The sequence below is a fragment of the Sphingomonas sp. CFBP 13714 genome, from assembly GCF_014842205.1.
GTDB classification, from domain to species: Bacteria; Pseudomonadota; Alphaproteobacteria; order Sphingomonadales; family Sphingomonadaceae; genus Sphingomonas; species Sphingomonas aerolata.
Genome location: NZ_JACYVG010000002.1, coordinates 154,572 through 171,359, shown reverse-complemented (window position 1 = coordinate 171,359; position 16,788 = coordinate 154,572). Strand labels below are relative to the sequence as shown.

General features: G+C 67.0%; 16 protein-coding genes and 1 other RNA gene. 13 read left to right on the top strand and 4 right to left on the bottom strand.

Annotation, left to right across the window (positions count from 1 at the left end):
* Positions 1-99 precede the first annotated feature (99 nt).
* The 8 genes from IFT54_RS05110 to IFT54_RS05075 all read left to right on the top strand — a co-directional run bounded on the left by IFT54_RS05110 (position 100) and on the right by IFT54_RS05075 (position 9,712).
* Complete coding sequence (locus tag IFT54_RS05110; RefSeq protein WP_342354764.1) at positions 100-858, top strand: DUF448 domain-containing protein; 759 nt, start codon at positions 100-102, stop codon at positions 856-858.
* Positions 855-3,698: a translation initiation factor IF-2 gene (gene infB, locus IFT54_RS05105; protein WP_192069833.1), complete on the top strand. Its 2,844-nt coding sequence runs from the start codon at positions 855-857 to the stop codon at positions 3,696-3,698. Before IFT54_RS05110 ends, infB begins: the two co-directional genes overlap by 4 nt.
* Before the next feature lie 117 nt (positions 3,699-3,815).
* Complete coding sequence (gene rbfA, locus IFT54_RS05100; protein WP_031396110.1) at positions 3,816-4,205, top strand: 30S ribosome-binding factor RbfA; 390 nt, start codon at positions 3,816-3,818, stop codon at positions 4,203-4,205.
* Between the two features lie 33 nt (positions 4,206-4,238).
* The gene (locus IFT54_RS05095) at positions 4,239-4,814 is read left to right on the top strand and encodes a thymidine kinase (RefSeq protein ID WP_107045963.1); all 576 of its coding nucleotides are present in this window, start codon (positions 4,239-4,241) and stop codon (positions 4,812-4,814) included.
* A gap of 150 nt (positions 4,815-4,964) precedes the next feature.
* Positions 4,965-5,876 carry a tRNA pseudouridine(55) synthase TruB gene (truB, locus tag IFT54_RS05090; protein ID WP_192069832.1) on the top strand — a complete coding sequence of 304 codons (912 nt, stop codon included), beginning with the start codon at positions 4,965-4,967 and terminating at the stop codon, positions 5,874-5,876.
* Positions 5,877-5,896: 20 nt separating this feature from the next.
* Positions 5,897-6,166, top strand: coding sequence for a 30S ribosomal protein S15 (gene rpsO, locus IFT54_RS05085; RefSeq protein WP_031394369.1), 270 nt, complete (start codon positions 5,897-5,899; stop codon positions 6,164-6,166).
* Positions 6,167-6,360: 194 nt separating this feature from the next.
* A complete protein-coding gene (gene pnp, locus IFT54_RS05080; protein WP_056405276.1) occupies positions 6,361-8,781 on the top strand; it encodes a polyribonucleotide nucleotidyltransferase in 2,421 nt (806 codons plus the stop codon).
* A gap of 214 nt (positions 8,782-8,995) precedes the next feature.
* On the top strand, positions 8,996-9,712 hold the full coding sequence (locus tag IFT54_RS05075; RefSeq protein ID WP_192069831.1) for a hypothetical protein: 717 nt from the start codon (positions 8,996-8,998) through the stop codon (positions 9,710-9,712).
* 71 nt (positions 9,713-9,783) lie between these two features.
* On the opposite strand, the gene ssrA is transcribed toward IFT54_RS05075, so the two are convergent.
* Positions 9,784-10,139: a transfer-messenger RNA gene (gene ssrA / locus IFT54_RS05070) on the bottom strand.
* Positions 10,140-10,199: 60 nt separating this feature from the next.
* Here ssrA and IFT54_RS05065 point away from each other — a divergent pair.
* Positions 10,200-10,631 carry an RrF2 family transcriptional regulator gene (locus tag IFT54_RS05065; RefSeq protein ID WP_031394858.1) on the top strand — a complete coding sequence of 144 codons (432 nt, stop codon included), beginning with the start codon at positions 10,200-10,202 and terminating at the stop codon, positions 10,629-10,631.
* A 35-nt stretch (positions 10,632-10,666) separates the two neighbouring features.
* Here IFT54_RS05065 and mscL read toward each other — a convergent pair whose 3' ends face one another.
* The gene (gene mscL / locus IFT54_RS05060; RefSeq protein ID WP_056679956.1) at positions 10,667-11,137 is read right to left on the bottom strand and encodes a large conductance mechanosensitive channel protein MscL; all 471 of its coding nucleotides are present in this window, start codon (positions 11,135-11,137) and stop codon (positions 10,667-10,669) included.
* Between the two features lie 104 nt (positions 11,138-11,241).
* Between mscL and IFT54_RS05055 the strand changes: the two genes are divergently transcribed.
* The 4 genes from IFT54_RS05055 to IFT54_RS05040 are packed head-to-tail and all read left to right on the top strand — an operon-like array spanning position 11,242 to position 13,882.
* Positions 11,242-11,841 (top strand): LemA family protein, encoded by a 600-nt coding sequence (locus IFT54_RS05055; protein ID WP_031394860.1) that lies wholly within the window; start codon positions 11,242-11,244, stop codon positions 11,839-11,841.
* A 16-nt stretch (positions 11,842-11,857) separates the two neighbouring features.
* The gene (locus IFT54_RS05050; protein ID WP_192069830.1) at positions 11,858-12,709 is read left to right on the top strand and encodes a TPM domain-containing protein; all 852 of its coding nucleotides are present in this window, start codon (positions 11,858-11,860) and stop codon (positions 12,707-12,709) included.
* 1 nt (position 12,710) lies between these two features.
* Entirely contained in the window at positions 12,711-13,382 is a 672-nt protein-coding gene (locus IFT54_RS05045; RefSeq protein WP_107932127.1) for a TPM domain-containing protein, read from the top strand.
* Positions 13,376-13,882: an NUDIX domain-containing protein gene (locus tag IFT54_RS05040; protein ID WP_192070136.1), complete on the top strand. Its 507-nt coding sequence runs from the start codon at positions 13,376-13,378 to the stop codon at positions 13,880-13,882. Before IFT54_RS05045 ends, IFT54_RS05040 begins: the two co-directional genes overlap by 7 nt.
* Positions 13,883-13,939: 57 nt before the next feature.
* Here IFT54_RS05040 and IFT54_RS05035 read toward each other — a convergent pair whose 3' ends face one another.
* Together IFT54_RS05035 and hrpB are read right to left on the bottom strand one after the other, a co-directional pair.
* Complete coding sequence (locus tag IFT54_RS05035) at positions 13,940-14,221, bottom strand: ETC complex I subunit (protein ID WP_031440756.1); 282 nt, start codon at positions 14,219-14,221, stop codon at positions 13,940-13,942.
* 9 nt (positions 14,222-14,230) lie between these two features.
* Positions 14,231-16,687, bottom strand: a complete 2,457-nt coding sequence (hrpB, locus tag IFT54_RS05030; protein WP_192070135.1) for an ATP-dependent helicase HrpB — start codon at positions 16,685-16,687, stop codon at positions 14,231-14,233.
* Positions 16,688-16,788: the final 101 nt, after the last annotated feature.

Here is a 16,788-nt window from a genome sequence, read left to right as displayed (position 1 = left end):
CCTTCCTCCCCTCCCGCAAGCGGGAGAGGACCGAAGGGTGGGCGCCCGGCCTCGGCTAAGAACAAGGGTGCAGGTGGGCGCGAGCCTAACCCATCCCGCGTGCGCGAGGGGGATGAAGACGCCCCCATTCGCAAGTGCATCCTATCGGGCGAGCGCGATGTTCGGCCACATCTCGTGCGACTCGCGCTTGCGCCCGACGGGCAGATCCATCCCGACGTGCGTGCCAAGGCGCCTGGTCGTGGTGCGTGGATCGGCGTCACCCGCGTCGAGCTCGAGGCTGCGATCAAGAAGGGCAAGCTGAAAGGCGCGCTCGCGCGTGCGTTCAAGACCGGCGAGTTCGCAATTCCCCCCGAACTGCCCGCGCAGATCGAAGCCGCGCTCGAGCGCAACGCACTCGACCGGCTTGGGCTCGAATCGCGCTCGGGCACCGTGCTGATTGGCTCGGACCGGATCGAACAGAATGCGCGCCAGGGCAAGCTGAAGGCGCTGTATCATGCGTCCGATGCGGCCGAGGACGGCAACCGCAAGCTCGACCAGGCGTGGCGCATCGGCAACGATGTCGAAGGCTCGGGCCTGCGGGGGTTGGCACTGCCTGCGTCACGTACCATATTGGCATTGGCGCTGGGGCGGGAGAATGTGGTACACATTGGCCTGACTGACCGCGCTGCAGCAAAGCGGGTGAGCGAAGCGCTCGACCGTTGGCTGCATTTTATCGGCCCCGAACCTTCTCCCGTGTCTTGCGAAACGGCCTCGCAGGGCGCATCGGCGTCTCAACAAAACGGGACGTCACCCATAACAGGGGCGTCCGGATCGACCGGACACAGCCCGGCCGTGGACATGACTGAGGAATTTGAGTGAGCGACACGGACAACGAGAAGCCGAAACTTGGCATGCGCGCACCTTTGGGTGTGAAGCGCACGGTCGAGACCGGCCAGGTGAAGCAGAGCTTCAGCCACGGCCGATCGAATACGGTGATCGTGGAAACCAAGCGTGCGCGCGTCCTGCGCCGTCCGGGCGAGCCCGACGGTCCGGTCGCCGATGCGCCGGTTGCCGCGCCCGCGCCGGTTGCGGCCCCCGCACCGGCTCCGCAGGCGCGTGCGCCGCAGCCCGCCCCCGCACCGGTACGCCAGCAGGCACCGAGCAACCTGTCGCCGCAGGAGCGGCAGGCCAAGCTTCTCCGCGAGGCGGAAGAGCAGCGGATGAACACGCTCGAAGAAGGGCGTCGTCGCCAGGAAGCCGAGCGCGCCAAGGCCGCCGAGGACGAGCGCAACCGCATCGCCGAACGCGCGCGTGCCGAGGCGGAAGCCAAGGCTGCACCTGCGCCGAAGCCCGTTGAGGCGCCTGCACCTGCACCGGCACCCGTCGTCGAAGCAGCGCCGATCGTAGCGCCGACGCCTGCTGCCGCGCCGGTTGAAGCCCCCGTTGCGGTGGCCCCTGCCCCCGCTGCGGCCCCGGCACCCGCGCCGACTCCGACGCCAGCTCCGGTAGCGGTGCCAGCACCGGCTCCCAAGCCGGCGCCCGCGCCTGTCGCACCGCCGGCCCCGCCGCCGATTCTCGAATTGTCGCGCGATCCGTCGATGCCGGCACCCCGCCGGTTCTCGCCAGTCGCCCGTCCCGAGCGTCCTCCGCCGCCGCCGAAGCCCGTCCCGGCACCTGCACCTGCAGCGCCGGCGACGACGGCCAATGCCGGCACGACCGCAGCGCGCCCTGGTGCAACCGGTGCCAACGCGCCGGCCGGCGGCGTCCGTCGCGACGCACCCCCAGCCCGGCCGCAGCAGCGTGACCGCAAGGGCGACGATCGTCGCACCTCGGGCAAGCTGACCGTCAACCGCGCCCTCGGCGATGGCGATGGCGCTCGCGCCCGCTCGCTCGCCGCGCTCAAGCGTGCGCGTGAGAAGGAGCGTCGTGGCACCGGTGGTCCGCGCGAGCCGCAGGCCAAGCAGGTCCGCGACGTGGTCGTCCCCGAGGCGATCACCGTGCAGGAACTCGCCATCCGTATGGCCGAGAAGGGTGCAGACCTCGTCAAGGCGCTGTTCAAGATGGGCATGCCCGTCACGATGACGCAGACGATCGACCAGGATACGGCCGAACTGCTCGTCACCGAATTCGGTCACAACCTGACGCGCGTCAGCGATGTCGACCAGGATCTGGCGAACGACACGATTGACGATGCCGAGGAGACGCTGCGTCCGCGTGCCCCGGTCGTCACGATCATGGGTCACGTCGATCACGGCAAGACGTCGCTGCTCGATGCCCTGCGCGGCACCGACGTGGTGCGCGGCGAAGCGGGTGGCATCACCCAGCATATCGGCGCGTATCAGGTTACGCTGAAGGACAAGTCGAAGATCACCTTCCTCGACACGCCGGGCCATGAGGCGTTCACGCAGATGCGTGCGCGCGGTGCGGATGTCACCGATATCGTCATCCTCGTGGTGGCGGCGGACGACGGCCTGATGCCGCAGACGGTGGAGGCGATCGCCCACACCAAGGCGGCAGGCGTGCCGATGATCGTCGCGATCAACAAGATCGACAAGGAAGGCGCCAATGCCCAGAAGGTGCGCGAGCGCCTGCTGAGCGAGGAGATCGTGGTCGAGGACATGGGCGGCGACGTCCAGGACGTCGAAGTCTCCGCGACCAAGAAGATCGGTCTCGACACGTTGATCGAGAAGATCCAGCTCCAGGCCGAACTGCTCGAACTGCGCGCCAATCCGGATCGCGCGGCCGAGGGTACGGTGATCGAGGCCAAGCTCGACAAGGGTCGTGGTCCGGTTGCGACGATCCTCGTCAATCGTGGTACGCTCAAGGTCGGCGACATCTTCGTGGTCGGCGGCGAGAGCGGCAAGGTTCGTGCGCTGGTCGACGACAAGGGCAAGCAGATCAAGGAAGCCGGTCCGGCGATGCCGGTCGAGGTCCTCGGTCTGTCGGGCGTGCCGTCGGCGGGTGACCCGTTCCAGGTTGTCGAGAACGAGGCGCGTGCCCGCGAGGTCGCGGAATATCGTCGCAGCGTGAAGACCGACAAGCGGACGGCATCGGTTCCTGCCAGCCTCGAGAGCATGTTCTCGGCGCTCAAGGAAAAGCAGGCGATCGAATATCCGCTGGTCGTGAAGGCCGATACGCAGGGTACCGTCGAGGCGATCGTCGGGGCGATCAACAAGATCTCCACCGACCTGATCAAGGCGCGCGTACTGAGCTCGGGCGTCGGTGGCATCACCGAGTCGGACGTCACGTTGGCGGCGGCATCGGGTGCACCGATCATCGGCTTCAACGTTCGTCCGAATGCCAAGGCACGCGAGATCGCCGAGCGCCAGAAGGTCGCGTTCAAATATTATGACGTGATCTACGACCTGATCGACGAGATCCGGGCGGGCATGGCCGGCGAGCTTGGGCCGGAAGCGTTCGAGACGGTCGTCGGTCGTGCCGATATCCGCGAGGTCTTCTCGGCGGGCAAGCATGGCAAGGCGGCGGGTCTGCTCGTTACCGAGGGCAATATCCGCAAGGCGCTCAAGGCACGCATCACGCGCAACGACGTCATCATCTACCAAGGCGAAATCGCATCGCTGCGTCGCTTCAAGGATGATGTCGCCGAAGTCCGCGCCGGGCTGGAGTGTGGCGTGACGTTCACGTCGAACTTCGTCGACATCAAGGCCGGCGACGTCCTCGAGACGTTCGAAGTCGAGATGCGCGACCGCACGCTGTAATACTGAAACCCTCTCCCCCTCGGGGAGAGGGTTGGGTGAGGGGCAGTACCGGGCGGTAACGCCTGCGGCCGCCCCTCATCCCCACCCTCTCCCCGGAGGGGCGAGGGAGTTAGAAGAATGAAGACCGATACCCCAGAGATCAAAACCGTCCGCGCGCTGCGCGTGGGCGAGCAGGCGCGTCACGCGCTCAGCGACATCCTCGCGCGCGGCGACGTGCATGATCCGGTGCTCGAAAAGCACCTCGTCACGATCACCGAGGTGCGCATGTCCCCCGACCTGCGTCACGCCACCGTCTTCGTGAAACCGCTGCTCGGCAAGGACGAGGAAAAGGTGCTGAAGGCGCTGCGGACGAACACCGCCTATCTCCAGCGCGAAGTCGCGACCCGCGTGCAGACGCGCTATGCCGCCAAGCTGAAATTCGTCGCCGACGAGAGCTTCGACGAGGGCACGCACATCGACACACTGCTGCGCGATCCGCATATCGCGCGTGACCTGTCCGAGGATTGACGCCGCCGCGCGACGCGTCTTTGGGTTGAGCCGATGGCCAAGCTGTATTTCTATTATGCGTCGATGAACGCGGGCAAGTCGACCAACCTGCTCCAGGCGGACTTTAACTACCGCGAGCGCGGGATGCGGACGATGCTGTTCACCGCCGCGATCGATGACCGCTTTGCGGCGGGCACGATCACGTCGCGGATCGGGCTGGAGGCACCGGCGATCGCGTTCGACGCGGAGACCGATATCGGAGCCTGCATCGCCCGGCAGCACGCCGAGGATGCTATCTCCTGCGTGCTGGTGGACGAGGCACAGTTCCTGACTGCGCCTCAGGTCGACCAGCTCGCGCAGATCTGCGACGTGGTCGGCATCCCGGTGCTCGCCTACGGCTTGCGGACCGATTTCCAGGGCGCGCTGTTCCCCGGCTCGGCGCGGCTGCTGGCGCTGGCCGACTCGCTGGTCGAGATCAAGTCGGTGTGCATGTGCGGGCGCAAGGCGACGATGAACCTGCGCGTCGACGCGAACGGCCGCGCGATCGCCGAGGGGCAGCAGACCGAGATCGGCGGCAACGACCGCTATGTTGCGTTGTGCCGGCGGCATTTCACCGAGGCTTTGGGGTAGCTCCCTGCCCTTCGCCCCTTCCCGTCATCCTGACGAAAGTCAGGACCCAGGGTACCAAACACCGTCTCTCGTGGCTCTGGGTCCTGACTTTCGTCAGGATGACGGAGTGGGTGGGGCTCGCCCTGCCCCAATCTTCAAGGATCCTACGACATGCATGGCTGGATCATACTCGACAAACCGCTGGGGCTGGGCTCGACGCAGGGCGTGTCCGCCGTGAAGCGCGCGCTGCGCAACGGCGGCTATGGCAAGTTCAAGGTCGGCCACGGCGGCACGCTTGATCCGCTCGCGACCGGCGTGCTGCCGATCGCGGTCGGCGAGGCGACCAAGCTTGCTGGGCGGATGCTCGACAGCGACAAGATCTATGATTTCACCATAATGTTCGGGGTTCAGACCGACACGCTCGACGCCGAGGGCGTAAGCATCGCCACCTCCGACGTGCGCCCGACAATGGCAGCGGTCGAGGCGGTTCTGGCGCAGTTCACCGGCCCGATCGCGCAGGTGCCCCCCGCCTATTCCGCGCTCAAGATTGATGGCGAGCGCGCCTACGACCTCGCCCGCGCCGGGCAGGACGTGGTGCTGGCCAGCCGGAATGTGACGATCTACGCACTCACCGCCCATCCCGTCCGCGGTGATGATGAGGCTCTACAGAACACGCGTCTCGAGGCGGTCACCCTCACCGCGCATGTCTCCAAGGGCACCTATATCCGTTCCCTCGCGCGCGACATCGCGCCGGCGCTCGGAACCGTCGGCCACGTCACCATGCTGCGCCGCGTAAAGGCCGGTCCGTTCGACCTCTTATCGGCGATATCGCTGGACAAACTGGACGAACTCGCTAAGGCCTCCGCGCTTGAAGATGTACTACTGCCCTTGAGGGTGGCGCTGGACGACATCCCGGCTCTCTCCCTCACCCCCGACCAGGCAGGGGCGCTCCGACAGGGGCGTATCTTGGCCGGGATCGCCGCAGACAATGGCCAATACTTCGCCGAGCTGGACGCTGTCCCGGTCGCGCTGGTCGAGGTCGAGGACGGAGACGTCCGGGTCGTTCGCGGTTTCAATCTGTGATGTCGAAGGACTGAGAATTCATGACGATTACCGCTGAACGCAAGACCGAGCTGGTCAAGATCCACGCACGCCAGGACGGCGACACGGGTTCGCCCGAAGTCCAGGTCGCGATCCTGACCGAGCGGATCAAGAACCTGACCGAGCACTTCAAGGGCCACAAGAAGGACAACCACTCGCGTCGTGGTCTCCTGATGATGGTCAACAAGCGCCGGTCGCTGCTGGACTATCTCCGTCACAAGGACGGCCAGCGCTATCTGGATCTGATCGCGAAGCTCGGTCTCCGCAAGTAAAACGAACGGCTCCCTTCGGGGGGCCGTTTTTGTATATACGACTTTGATTCCGCGCCATCGCGCGCGGAGGCAAACGCCAGGACGCAATTCGGTGGACTGGCAAGGAGCGACAACTCGCTCCACACCGCCGCGAGCCGGCTTAGCTCGCACATAGGCCCCGGTCGGCATCTGGCCGCCGGAGTGAAGGAAACGAAATGTTCGATACCAAAACCGTAAGCGCCCAGTGGGGCGGCAAGACGCTGACGCTCGAGACCGGCCGCGTGGCCCGTCAGGCAAACGGCGCCGTGCTCGCCACCCTCGGCGAGACCGTCGTTCTGTGCGCCGTCACGGCTGCACGGACCGTCAAGGAAGGGCAGGATTTCTTCCCGCTCACCGTCCATTACCAGGAGAAGTTCTCCGCAAGCGGCCGCATCCCCGGTGGCTTCTTCAAGCGTGAGCGCGGCGCGACCGAAAAGGAGACGCTGACCAGCCGTCTTATCGATCGCCCGATCCGTCCCCTCTTCCCAGAGGGTTTCTACAACGAGATCAACGTGATCTGCCAGGTTCTGTCGTATGACGGCGAGAACGAGCCGGACATCCTCGCGATGGTCGCGGCGTCGGCTGCGCTGACGATCTCGGGCGTGCCGTTCATGGGCCCGATCGGTGCAGCCCGCGTCGGCTATGTCGATGGCGCCTACATACTCAACCCGACGCTCGACGAAGCCAAGGCGGGTGATCTCGACCTCGTCGTCGCCGCCACCGGCCAGGCCGTGATGATGGTCGAGTCGGAAGCCAAGGAGCTTTCGGAAGAGATCATGCTCGGCGCGGTCCAGTTCGCGCACAAGGCATGCCGCGAAGCCGCCAACCTGATCATCGATCTGGCCGAGCAGGCTGCCAAGGATCCTTGGGAGATGGCCGAGCAGGCCGACCTGTCGACCGCCAAGGACAAGCTGAAGAAGCTGATCGGCAAGGACATTGCGGCCGCCTACAAGGTGACCGACAAGTCCAAGCGTTCGGACCTGCTGAACGCCGCACGCGCCAAGGGCAAGACCGCCTTTGCCGATGCGACTCCGCAGGACCAGATGGCAGCCGGCAAGCTGATGAAGAAGCTGGAGGCTGAGATCGTCCGCGGCGCCATCCTCAAGGACGGCACCCGCATCGACGGCCGCACCACCACGCAGATCCGTCCGATCGAAGCGATGGTCCACTTCCTCCCGCGGACGCACGGCTCGGCGCTGTTCACGCGTGGTGAGACCCAGTCGATCTGCACCACCACGCTCGGCACGCGCGACGCAGAGCAGATGATCGACGGCCTGAACGGTCTGTCGTACGAAAACTTCATGCTCCACTACAACTTCCCGCCCTACTCGGTCGGTGAAGTCGGTCGCTTCGGTGCGCCGGGTCGTCGCGAAGTCGGCCACGGCAAGCTTGCCTGGCGCGCGCTGCACCCGGTGCTGCCGTCGAAGGAAGAGTTCCCGTACACGATCCGCGTTCTGTCGGACATCACGGAGAGCAACGGCTCGTCGTCGATGGCGACGGTCTGCGGCGGTTCGCTGTCGATGATGGATGCAGGCGTTCCGCTGAAGCGTCCGGTGTCGGGCATCGCAATGGGGCTGATCCTCGAGGGCAAGAACTTCGCGGTTCTGTCGGACATCCTTGGCGACGAGGATCACCTCGGCGACATGGACTTCAAGGTCGCCGGCACGTCCGAGGGCATCACCACGATGCAGATGGACATCAAGATCGCCGGCATCACCGAGGAGATCATGGGCAAGGCGCTGGCACAGGCCAAGGAAGGCCGTGCGCACATCCTGGGCGAAATGGCCAAGGCGCTCGACCACACGCGTGAGGAGTTGTCGGCACACGCACCGCGTATCGAGACCTTCACGATCGAGAAGTCGAAGATCCGTGAAGTCATCGGCACCGGCGGCAAGGTGATCCGCGAGATCGTCGCGCAGACCGGCGCCAAGGTCGACATCGACGACGAGGGCGTGATCAAGGTGTCGTCGTCCGACCCCGCGCAGATCGAAGCCGCGATCAAGTGGATCAAGGGCCTCGTCGAGGAAGCCGAAGTCGGCAAGGTCTATGACGGCAAGGTCGTCAATCTCGTGGACTTCGGTGCGTTCGTGAACTTCATGGGTGGCAAGGACGGTCTCGTCCACGTGTCCGAAATCAAGAACGAGCGCGTCGAGAAGGTCTCCGATGCGCTGAGCGAAGGCCAGGAAGTCAAGGTCAAGGTCCTCGAGATCGATCCGCGCGGCAAGGTTCGCCTGTCGATGCGCGTCGTCGACCAGACGACCGGCGAAGAGCTGGAGGACACGCGTCCTGCCCGTGAGCCGCGCGAAGGCGGTGACCGTGGTCCGCGCGGTCCGCGTCGCGATGGCGATGGTGGTCGTGATGCCGGTAACGGCGGTGGCGGTCGTGGCCCGCGCGGCGAAGGCGGCGGCGGTGATCGTGGTCCCCGCGGCCCGCGTCGTGACGGCGATGGTGGTCGTGATGGCGGCAACGGCGGTGGCCGTGGCCCGCGTCGCGACGGCGGTGGTCAGGGCGGCGAGCGCGCGCCCCGCGCCGAGCGTTCGGACGGCGACAAGGCCCCCGAGTTCGCTCCGGCGTTCCTGACGGGCGATCGCGACTAAGCGATCTTGCCGACTGGCAACTAGCGAAAGGGGATCCGGGCAACCGGGTCCCCTTTTTCGTGGCGATCACGATTGCGGAAGCCGGCGGCGCGATGCCGCGGGATCCGCGTTCTACAATTTGTACGAGAATGACGGCCGGACACGCTGCTATCGGCTTGCAGCGTCCAGCGTGCATGCGCATTCTCGGCCAAGGCAGCAAAGATGCGGGGGCATCATGGCAACCTTGGCGACCAGCGTGTCGGCGATCACCGCCGAGCGGCGTTTCTATCTCATGCTGGCTGCGATCATCGCGGTCACCGTCTTCGCGGGGTTCGGGCTGGACCTGCAGCGGACGGACTGGAACATCGTCGGGCTTCCCGCCCAGGTCCATCTGCACGCTGCCGTCTTCTTCGGCTGGATCATCCTCTACGTTGCGCAGAACTGGCTGGTCGACCGGGGGTCGATCGCGACGCACCGGCGACTGGGCGTCGCAACCGCATGTCTGGTCCCGGTCATGGTCGTGGTGGGCGTCGCGACGACGGTCATGGCCGTCCGGCTCAACCGCGTCCCGCCCTTCTTCACGCCGGGCCTTTTCCTCGCGCTCGACCTTCAGATCATCGGCTTTGCGATCCTGGCGGGCTGGGCGATCCAGCTGAGACACCGGTCCGACTGGCACAAGCGCCTGATGCTGTCCGCGACGATCCTGATCATGTCGCCCGCGCTGGGGCGCATCCTGCCGATGCCGCTGATGGGTCCGTCCGGGACCTGGGCGATATTCATCGCGACCATGGCCTATCTGGGCGCTGCGATGCTGTTCGATGCGCAACTGCGCGGGCGGGTGCACCTGGCCTATTGGTGGGGCGCGGGAATGCTGAGCCTCGTCCAGCTGCTGATCGGCATCGTCGGGTTCAGCCCGCGGCTCGACAACCTGATCGCCCAACTGGCGGCCTGACGGCGGGCATACACCGATCTGAATAGGATTTGAGTGGGGAGCTTCTGTTGCTCGGTGCCCCCCGTACCGCCGGTTTCCACTTCTGTTGCCCGGTGTGGCCCGAACCGCGCTTTCGTCCGTATAACTTAGGTCGTTAGACCGTCAGTTATGCGGCAATTGCGAGTGCTTCGTTATCGTTGGCACTTGTGTATGGGCCGTTGCGGTGGTCCCATTCCGAGCGAAACATAGCGTCGTTGAACACACGTCGATCCTAGTTCGACCCCGTCATCGTCCCCCTCTTGCGAAGAGGGCGGTGGTGGAGTCGCCGGGTACTGCCCCCGGGTCCGCTGTGTCTATGACACGCCACGGTTTATCGCCATAGTCACCAGAGGAGAATTCCCCCGATGACGCTTGTGATATAGAGCGGCGGTCGGCCGATTAAAAGCCTGTGATTTTGCCCTTTGCGGCCTTTCGCTCGCCACAAACCGCGTGCATAGAAATCTGTATTATGTTGACGCAGCGCTCTCGCTACGCGCTTCGCGCGATGATCTTCCTTGGCGGCGCCCCGGTCGGGGGTCCACCGATCCCGATGACCCGCATCGCGGCGGAGGCCAATGTACCGCGCAAGTTTCTCGAGCTGATCCTTGCGGACCTCCGCGAGTCCGGCTTGCTGCACAGCCATCGCGGCAAGATGGGCGGCTATCGCCTGTCGCGCCCCAGCCACCTGATCTCGCTCGGCGAGATCATCCGGATCATCGAGGGCCCGCTCGCGCTGGTGCCCTGCGTCAGCCGCACGGCCTATCGGCCCTGCCTCGACTGCAAGAGCGAGGCAGACTGCGCGATCCGCTTTGCGATGATGCGCGTCCGCGACGAGACCGCGCGGATCCTCGATGGCACGAGCCTGGCGGATGCGAACGCCGAGGATCTGGCCGCAGCCTGATCCCGCCCTCCCCCGCAGGGAGAGGGCCAGGACGATCAGCCGCGCGCCTTGAGCTCGTCGCGGATCTCCCGCAACAGCGCGATCTCGACCGGCTCGGGCGCCGGCGCGACCGGAGTCGCTTCTTCCTCACGCTTGAGCCGCGCGGTTTCACGCTCGATCAGCGCCGCCGCGCGGTTCACGACGCGCAGGATCATGAAGATGATGAAGGCGACGATCACGAAGTTGACGAGCTGCGTCGCGAACGCGCCATAGCCGAGCAACGGCACCCCCGCCTTCTTCAACGCCGCATAGTCGCTGAGCGACCCGACATAGTTTGCGGGGACAGGCCCCATCCGCCAGAAATAGCTCGAAAAATCGAGCCCGCCGAAAATCTTGCCGATCACCGGCATCAGCACGTCGTCGGTCAGCGAGGTGACGATCTTGCTGAACGCCGCCCCGATGATCACCGCAATAGCCAGATCGAGCACGTTGCCGCGCATGATGAACGCTTTGAATTCCTTGAGCATTTGCGCCCCCTTTTCCAGTCCCCCGCACGCTAGCCATCGATTTCGGTTTCGCCAAGCCGGTCCGCTGTCCTATGGGGGTGATACAGACCAGCAGGAGAGCCCCGATGTCGTCCTATGCCCAGATTCTTCGCGGATCCGCCGTCGTTGCGCTCGCGGCGACGCTTGGCGGCTGCGGGATCAACAGCATCCCGACCGCCGAGGAAAATGTTAAGGCGCGCTGGGCCGATGTCCAGAACGACTATCAGCGCCGCGCCGACCTGATCCCCAACCTCGTCGCGACGGTCAAGGCGGCCGGCGCGCAGGAAAAGAGCATCCTGGTCGAGGTGACGCAGGCGCGCGCCGCGGCGAGCACGGTGCAGGTCTCGGGCGACGACCTGACCGACCCGGCGAAGATCGAGCAATTCTCGCGCGTGCAGGGTGCCGTCGGGCTGTCGCTGCAGCGACTGCAGGAGGCCTATCCCGAGCTCAAGAGCCAGGCCAATTACACCACGCTGATGAGCCAGCTCGAAGGCACCGAGAACCGCATCACGATCGCACGACGCGATTATAACGGCGCAGTCCAGGCCTATAACACCAAGATCCGCACCTTCCCCGACGCGGTCGGCGCGAAGATCTTCTATGGCGCAAAGCCGATGGTGCCATTTGCCGCGACCACGCCGGGGGCCGAGACGGCACCGACGGTGAACTTCGGCAACGCGAGCTGATCGCGGAGCCGGCGGCATGATCCGCGTCCTCGCGGCGCTCCTCTTCGCGGTGCTGCTCGGCAGCGGCACCGCAGGCGCCCAGACCTTCCCGAAATTCACCGGCTTCGTGGTTGATTCGGCAAACGTGATCCCGCCCGAGCAGGAGACTGCGCTCACCAAACGACTCGACGATCTGCAAAAGGCGACGGGCAACCAGCTGGTCGTCGCGACCATCGCCGATCTGCAGGGCTATCCGATCGAGGATTATGGCTATCGCCTGCTGCGGAACTGGGGGGTCGGGCTGAAGGACGCCAATAACGGCGCGATCCTGCTCGTCGCGCCGAACGATCGCAAGGTGCGGATCGAGGTCGGCTATGGGCTGGAACCGGTCCTGACTGACGCGTTTTCGAGCGTCGTGATCAACCAGCAGTTCCTGCCGCGCTTCAAGGCCGGCGACATGACCGGCGGGATCGTCGCGGGCACGAATGCGGTCGCGGACCAGCTCGCTTTGCCCGACGCAGAGGCCCGCGCGAAGGTCGGCGCGGCGGCGGCGGAATATGACAAGACGCATCGCCGCGCGCCGTCCGGCAACGGTGGCGGCGTGCCGATCGGGCTGATCATCTTCGGGATCGTGGCCGCCGCGATCGTCATTCCGATGATCTCGCGGCGTGCCGGTGGCACCCGCTATTCAAGCGGTGGCGGCGGCAACGGGACACTGCCGATCGTGCTGTGGAGCATCGCCAACGAGATGTCACGGCGCGGCGGCGGCGGCGGTAGCAGCTGGGGCGGCGGCGGCGGCGACAGCGGCGGCGGTGGCTGGATGGGCGGCGGTTTTGGCGGCGGCGGCGGCGGATCTGCCGGCGGCGGCGGCGCATCGGGGAGTTGGTGACATGCGGTTGAGCGAAGCCGATCACGGCCGCGTCACCGCCGCTGTGACGCAGGCCGAAACCACGACGACGGGCGAGATCGTCACGATCGTCGCGCGCCAGTCCGACGCCTATCACGACGTCTCGCTGCAATGGTCCGTGCTCGCCATGCTGCTGAGCCTTGCAGTGCTCGCGCTGCATCCCGTGGCGGCCGACCAGATCTATGCGCGGCTCGTCGATCCCTGGGCGCAGTCGGCACCACAGGGCGCGTTGTTCGCGATCGCGCTCGTCCTGATGACGCTGGTGTTCCTGGGTATGCGCCTGCTTCTCACTATCCCCGCGCTACGACTCGCGCTGACGCCGGGCGCGACAAAATCGCGGCGGGTGCGCCGGCGTGCGGTGATGCTGTTCCGGGCGGGTGCGGAAAAGCGCACGCGCGGCGCGACGGGCGTGTTGCTGTACCTGTCGCTTGCCGAACACCGCGCGGAGATCGTCGCGGACTCGGGCATCCATTCGCGCGTGCCGAACGAGATCTGGGGTGCGGCGATGGCGGCCGTGCTCACCGCGGTGCGCGACGACCGGCCCGCAGACGGCATGGCCGATGCCGTCGCGCAGATCGGCACGGTGCTCGCCGAGCATTTCCCGCGAACCGGTGCGGCGATCAACGAACTTCCCGACAGGCTGATCGAATTATGACCACGACCGTATGGGCGGGCAAGTTCCTGACCGTGCAGACCGAAGGCACGTGGGAATATGCGGAACGCCGCGGGCAGATCGCGGCAGCCGTGATCGTCGCGATCGACGCGGGCGACGTCATCCTGGTCGAACAGTTTCGCGTACCGCTGGGCCGCGCCTGCCTCGAACTGCCCGCCGGGTTGGTGGGTGACGAGACCGCGGGCGAGAGCGTCGCGGTCGCCGCCGGGCGCGAGCTCGAGGAGGAAACCGGCTACCGCGCGGCCGCGATCGAGGATCTGGGGCTCTTCTATTCGTCGCCGGGGATGACGTCGGAATGCTTCACCCTGGTTCGTGCGACCGGGCTGACCAGGGTCGGCGACGGCGGCGGCGATGGTGACGAGAACATCACCGTCCACCGCGTACCGCTCGCCGACATTCCCGCCTTCATCGCGGCAAAGCGCGAGGCGGGCGTTGCGATCGACGCAAAGATGCTGTTGATCCTCGCGGGATCGATCCTCTAGCGACGAGCGCGCTGAGCCGTTTTCAGCCCCGTCGCCGGAACGGCGTCGGGTAGTCGCTTATTTGAAGTTGTCCGCGTAGCTCTGCAGCTTCAGCGTCTTCTGCGGCGCCGGTACGACCGTGTAGCCGAACCCTTCACGCTCGCAATGCGCGATCGCGGCCTCGGCGGTCGGGAAGAACAGGCGGAGCTGGTCGCGCGTGTCGCCGCTGCCGGCCCAGCCGGTCAGCGGGTCGGGGCGCTTGGGCTCCGAGGGTTCGAATTCGAGCTGCCAGCTGTCGGTCCGGTGCTTGCCGGACTGCATGGCGTTCTTGGGGCGCTGGAAGATACGGGCGGTTGGCATGGCCCCCCCTTATCGCGAAGTTGCGCCCCTTGCATCCGCCTTTTTCGTGCGCAGCGTCGCCGATGCCGCGGCGGGATCGTCGGGCCAGGGATGCTTGGGGTAGCGACCGCGCATTTCCTTGGCGACCGCGACCCAGCTCCCCGCCCAGAACCCGGGCAGATCGCGCGTCGTCTGGATCGGGCGTCCCGCCGGTGACGTGAGGCTCAGCACCAGCGGGACGCGCGCTTCGCCGATGGTCGGGTGCACGCCGAGCCCGAACAGCGCCTGGACGCGCAGCTCGACACGGGGCCCTCCCTCGGCGGCATAGTCGATCGCGTGCGTGCTGCCCGCGGGACTCGTGAAATCGGGCGGCGCGAGGCGGTTGATCGTCTGCATCGCATCCCAGCCGAGCAGGTTGCGCAACGCCTCGACGAGTGCCCCCGGGGCGATCGCATCGAGTCGGCGCTTTCCGACGAGCAGCGGCGCGAGCCATTCGTCCAGACGGTCGAGCAACGCCGCATCGTCGAGCGGCACGCCTGCATAGGCGGCGCGGTCGCGCAACGCCTGCCCGCCGTCGCTCCACGGGAGCAGCGAAAGGCCATGCTCGCGAACCGCCTCCAGCAGCGCGGCGAGGATCGCGTCGGGATCGGCGCCGCTGTCGGGACCGCTCGACAAGCGGATCGCGCCGAGCCGCCGGTCGCGCAGAGCCTGGATGCCGCCGGTCGCTGGGTCGAAGCTGACCGTGCGGCGCGATTCGATCCGATCGGCGAACAGCGCCTCGACCGTCGCCTGGTCGATCACCGCCGCGGACAAAATCCGCGCGCCCGCCGCGGCCCCCTGCGTATCGGCGACCGCAAGCCACTCCGCACGCGCCAGCGGCGACGTCGGATCGAGCCGGAACCCGCGTCCGCCGACCGATGCCCAGGTTTCGCCGGACGGATCACGCCGCCGGGCGACGCGGTCGGGATAGCCAAGCGCGATGCACGTGGCGACGCCCCCGTCTGCCGGCGAGAGAGACCCGCGCGACGGTGCGAGGCGGGCCCACCGCTTGGCCATCCCGCGCGCGGCCTGCGCCTTCGCGCCGCGTTCGGTCTTCCAGCGGCGCAGGCGGGTTTCGACATCGACGTCCTGGCCGCCGATCCCGCGCTCGCCGAGCAGCACCGCGACCTGCGCGGCGACCTCTGCCAGCCCCCGCTCCCCGGCGCGCAACAGCATATGGGCAAGGCGCGGCGGCATCGGCAGCTTCGCGATCGCACGGCCATGCGCCGTCGGACGACCGTCTGCATCGATCGCCTCGAGCGTCGACAGCCGGCGCAGCGCCTCGTCGATCGCCGCAGCGGGCGGCGCATCGATCCAGCGCAGGTCGCGGGGATCGGCGACACCCCACAAGGCACAGGCGAGCACCAGCGCGGACAGATCAGCCTCGAGGATCTCGGGCGGATCATAGCGCGGCAGCCCAGCGGTCGCGGCCTCTTCCCACAACCGGTAGGCGGTGCCGGGGCCCAGACGCGCGGCCCGGCCGGCGCGCTGCGTGACCGCGGCCTGGCTCGCGCGTTCGGTGACGAGGCGGGTCATGCCCGCCGCGCGGTCGTACCGCGGGCGCCGCGCGAGACCGGAATCGATGACGATCCGGATCCCGTCGAGCGTCAGGCTGGTCTCGGCGATGCTGGTCGCCAGCACGACCTTGCGACGGCCATCGGGTTCGGGAAGGATCGCCGCACGCTGCGCCGCCGGATCGAGGCTGCCATGAAGTTCGTGCACCACGATGTCGTCGGGCAGGTTCGCAAGCCGGTCCGCGGTCCGTTCGATCTCCGCGACGCCGGGCAGGAAGGCGAGCACGCCCCCCTGCTCCTCGCCGAGTGCGCGGCGGATCGCTGCCGCCATGCCATCCTCGATCCGCGCCTCTGCCGAGCGACCGATATGCCGCAGCGTCAGCGGATAGCTCCGCCCCTCGCTCTCGATCACCGGGGCGTCGTCCATCACCGCTGCGAACCGCGCGCCGTCGAGCGTGGCCGACATCGCGACCAGTCGCAGGTCGGGACGGAAGCCCGCCTGCACATCGAGTGCGAGCGCGAGCCCGAAATCGCCGTCGAGGCTGCGTTCGTGCACCTCGTCGAACAGCACCGCGGACACCCCCGCCAGTTCCGGGTCGGACTGGATCCGCGCGACGAAGATGCCCTCGGTGACGACCGTGACGCGCGTCGCCGCGGATCGCTTGCTGTCCATCCGCGTCGCATAGCCATAGGTCCGCCCGACCGGCTCGCCCGCCGTCGCTGCCATGCGCTCCGCCGCGGCGCGCGCGGCGAGGCGCCGGGGTGAGAGCAGCAGGATCTCGCCGGTGCACCAGGCTTGCTCGAGCAGCGCAGGCGCGACCGCGGTCGTCTTGCCCGCGCCCGGCGGCGCGACGAGCACGGCGGAGGACCGCGCACGCAGCGCGGTAAGCAGTTCGGGCAGGACGGCAAGGATCGGTAGCGGCGGCGGGGTCATCGCCGCCTGCTGCCACAGATCGATCGTGGCGCAACCGCTTTTCAGGGGTCCGCGCACCACCGCGACCGTCGTGCCCAGCCCCCACCCCGCCGAACGCGGCT

What these genes read in the sequence shown, in the direction of transcription:
- IFT54_RS05095 (WP_107045963.1), top strand. Translation starts at nt 4,239, where the DNA reads ATGGCCAAGCTGTATTTCTATTATGCGTCGATGAACGCGGGCAAGTCG.
- IFT54_RS05055 (WP_031394860.1), top strand. Translation starts at nt 11,242, where the DNA reads ATGTCGTCCTATGCCCAGATTCTTCGCGGATCCGCCGTCGTTGCGCTC.
- mscL (WP_056679956.1), bottom strand. Translation starts at nt 11,137, where the DNA reads ATGCTCAAGGAATTCAAAGCGTTCATCATGCGCGGCAACGTGCTCGAT.
- IFT54_RS05050 (WP_192069830.1), top strand. Translation starts at nt 11,858, where the DNA reads ATGATCCGCGTCCTCGCGGCGCTCCTCTTCGCGGTGCTGCTCGGCAGC.
- hrpB (WP_192070135.1), bottom strand. Translation starts at nt 16,687, where the DNA reads ATGACCCCGCCGCCGCTACCGATCCTTGCCGTCCTGCCCGAACTGCTT.
- IFT54_RS05035 (WP_031440756.1), bottom strand. Translation starts at nt 14,221, where the DNA reads ATGCCAACCGCCCGTATCTTCCAGCGCCCCAAGAACGCCATGCAGTCC.
- IFT54_RS05075 (WP_192069831.1), top strand. Translation starts at nt 8,996, where the DNA reads ATGGCAACCTTGGCGACCAGCGTGTCGGCGATCACCGCCGAGCGGCGT.
- IFT54_RS05045 (WP_107932127.1), top strand. Translation starts at nt 12,711, where the DNA reads ATGCGGTTGAGCGAAGCCGATCACGGCCGCGTCACCGCCGCTGTGACG.
- IFT54_RS05065 (WP_031394858.1), top strand. Translation starts at nt 10,200, where the DNA reads ATGTTGACGCAGCGCTCTCGCTACGCGCTTCGCGCGATGATCTTCCTT.
- pnp (WP_056405276.1), top strand. Translation starts at nt 6,361, where the DNA reads ATGTTCGATACCAAAACCGTAAGCGCCCAGTGGGGCGGCAAGACGCTG.
- truB (WP_192069832.1), top strand. Translation starts at nt 4,965, where the DNA reads ATGCATGGCTGGATCATACTCGACAAACCGCTGGGGCTGGGCTCGACG.
- rpsO (WP_031394369.1), top strand. Translation starts at nt 5,897, where the DNA reads ATGACGATTACCGCTGAACGCAAGACCGAGCTGGTCAAGATCCACGCA.
- rbfA (WP_031396110.1), top strand. Translation starts at nt 3,816, where the DNA reads ATGAAGACCGATACCCCAGAGATCAAAACCGTCCGCGCGCTGCGCGTG.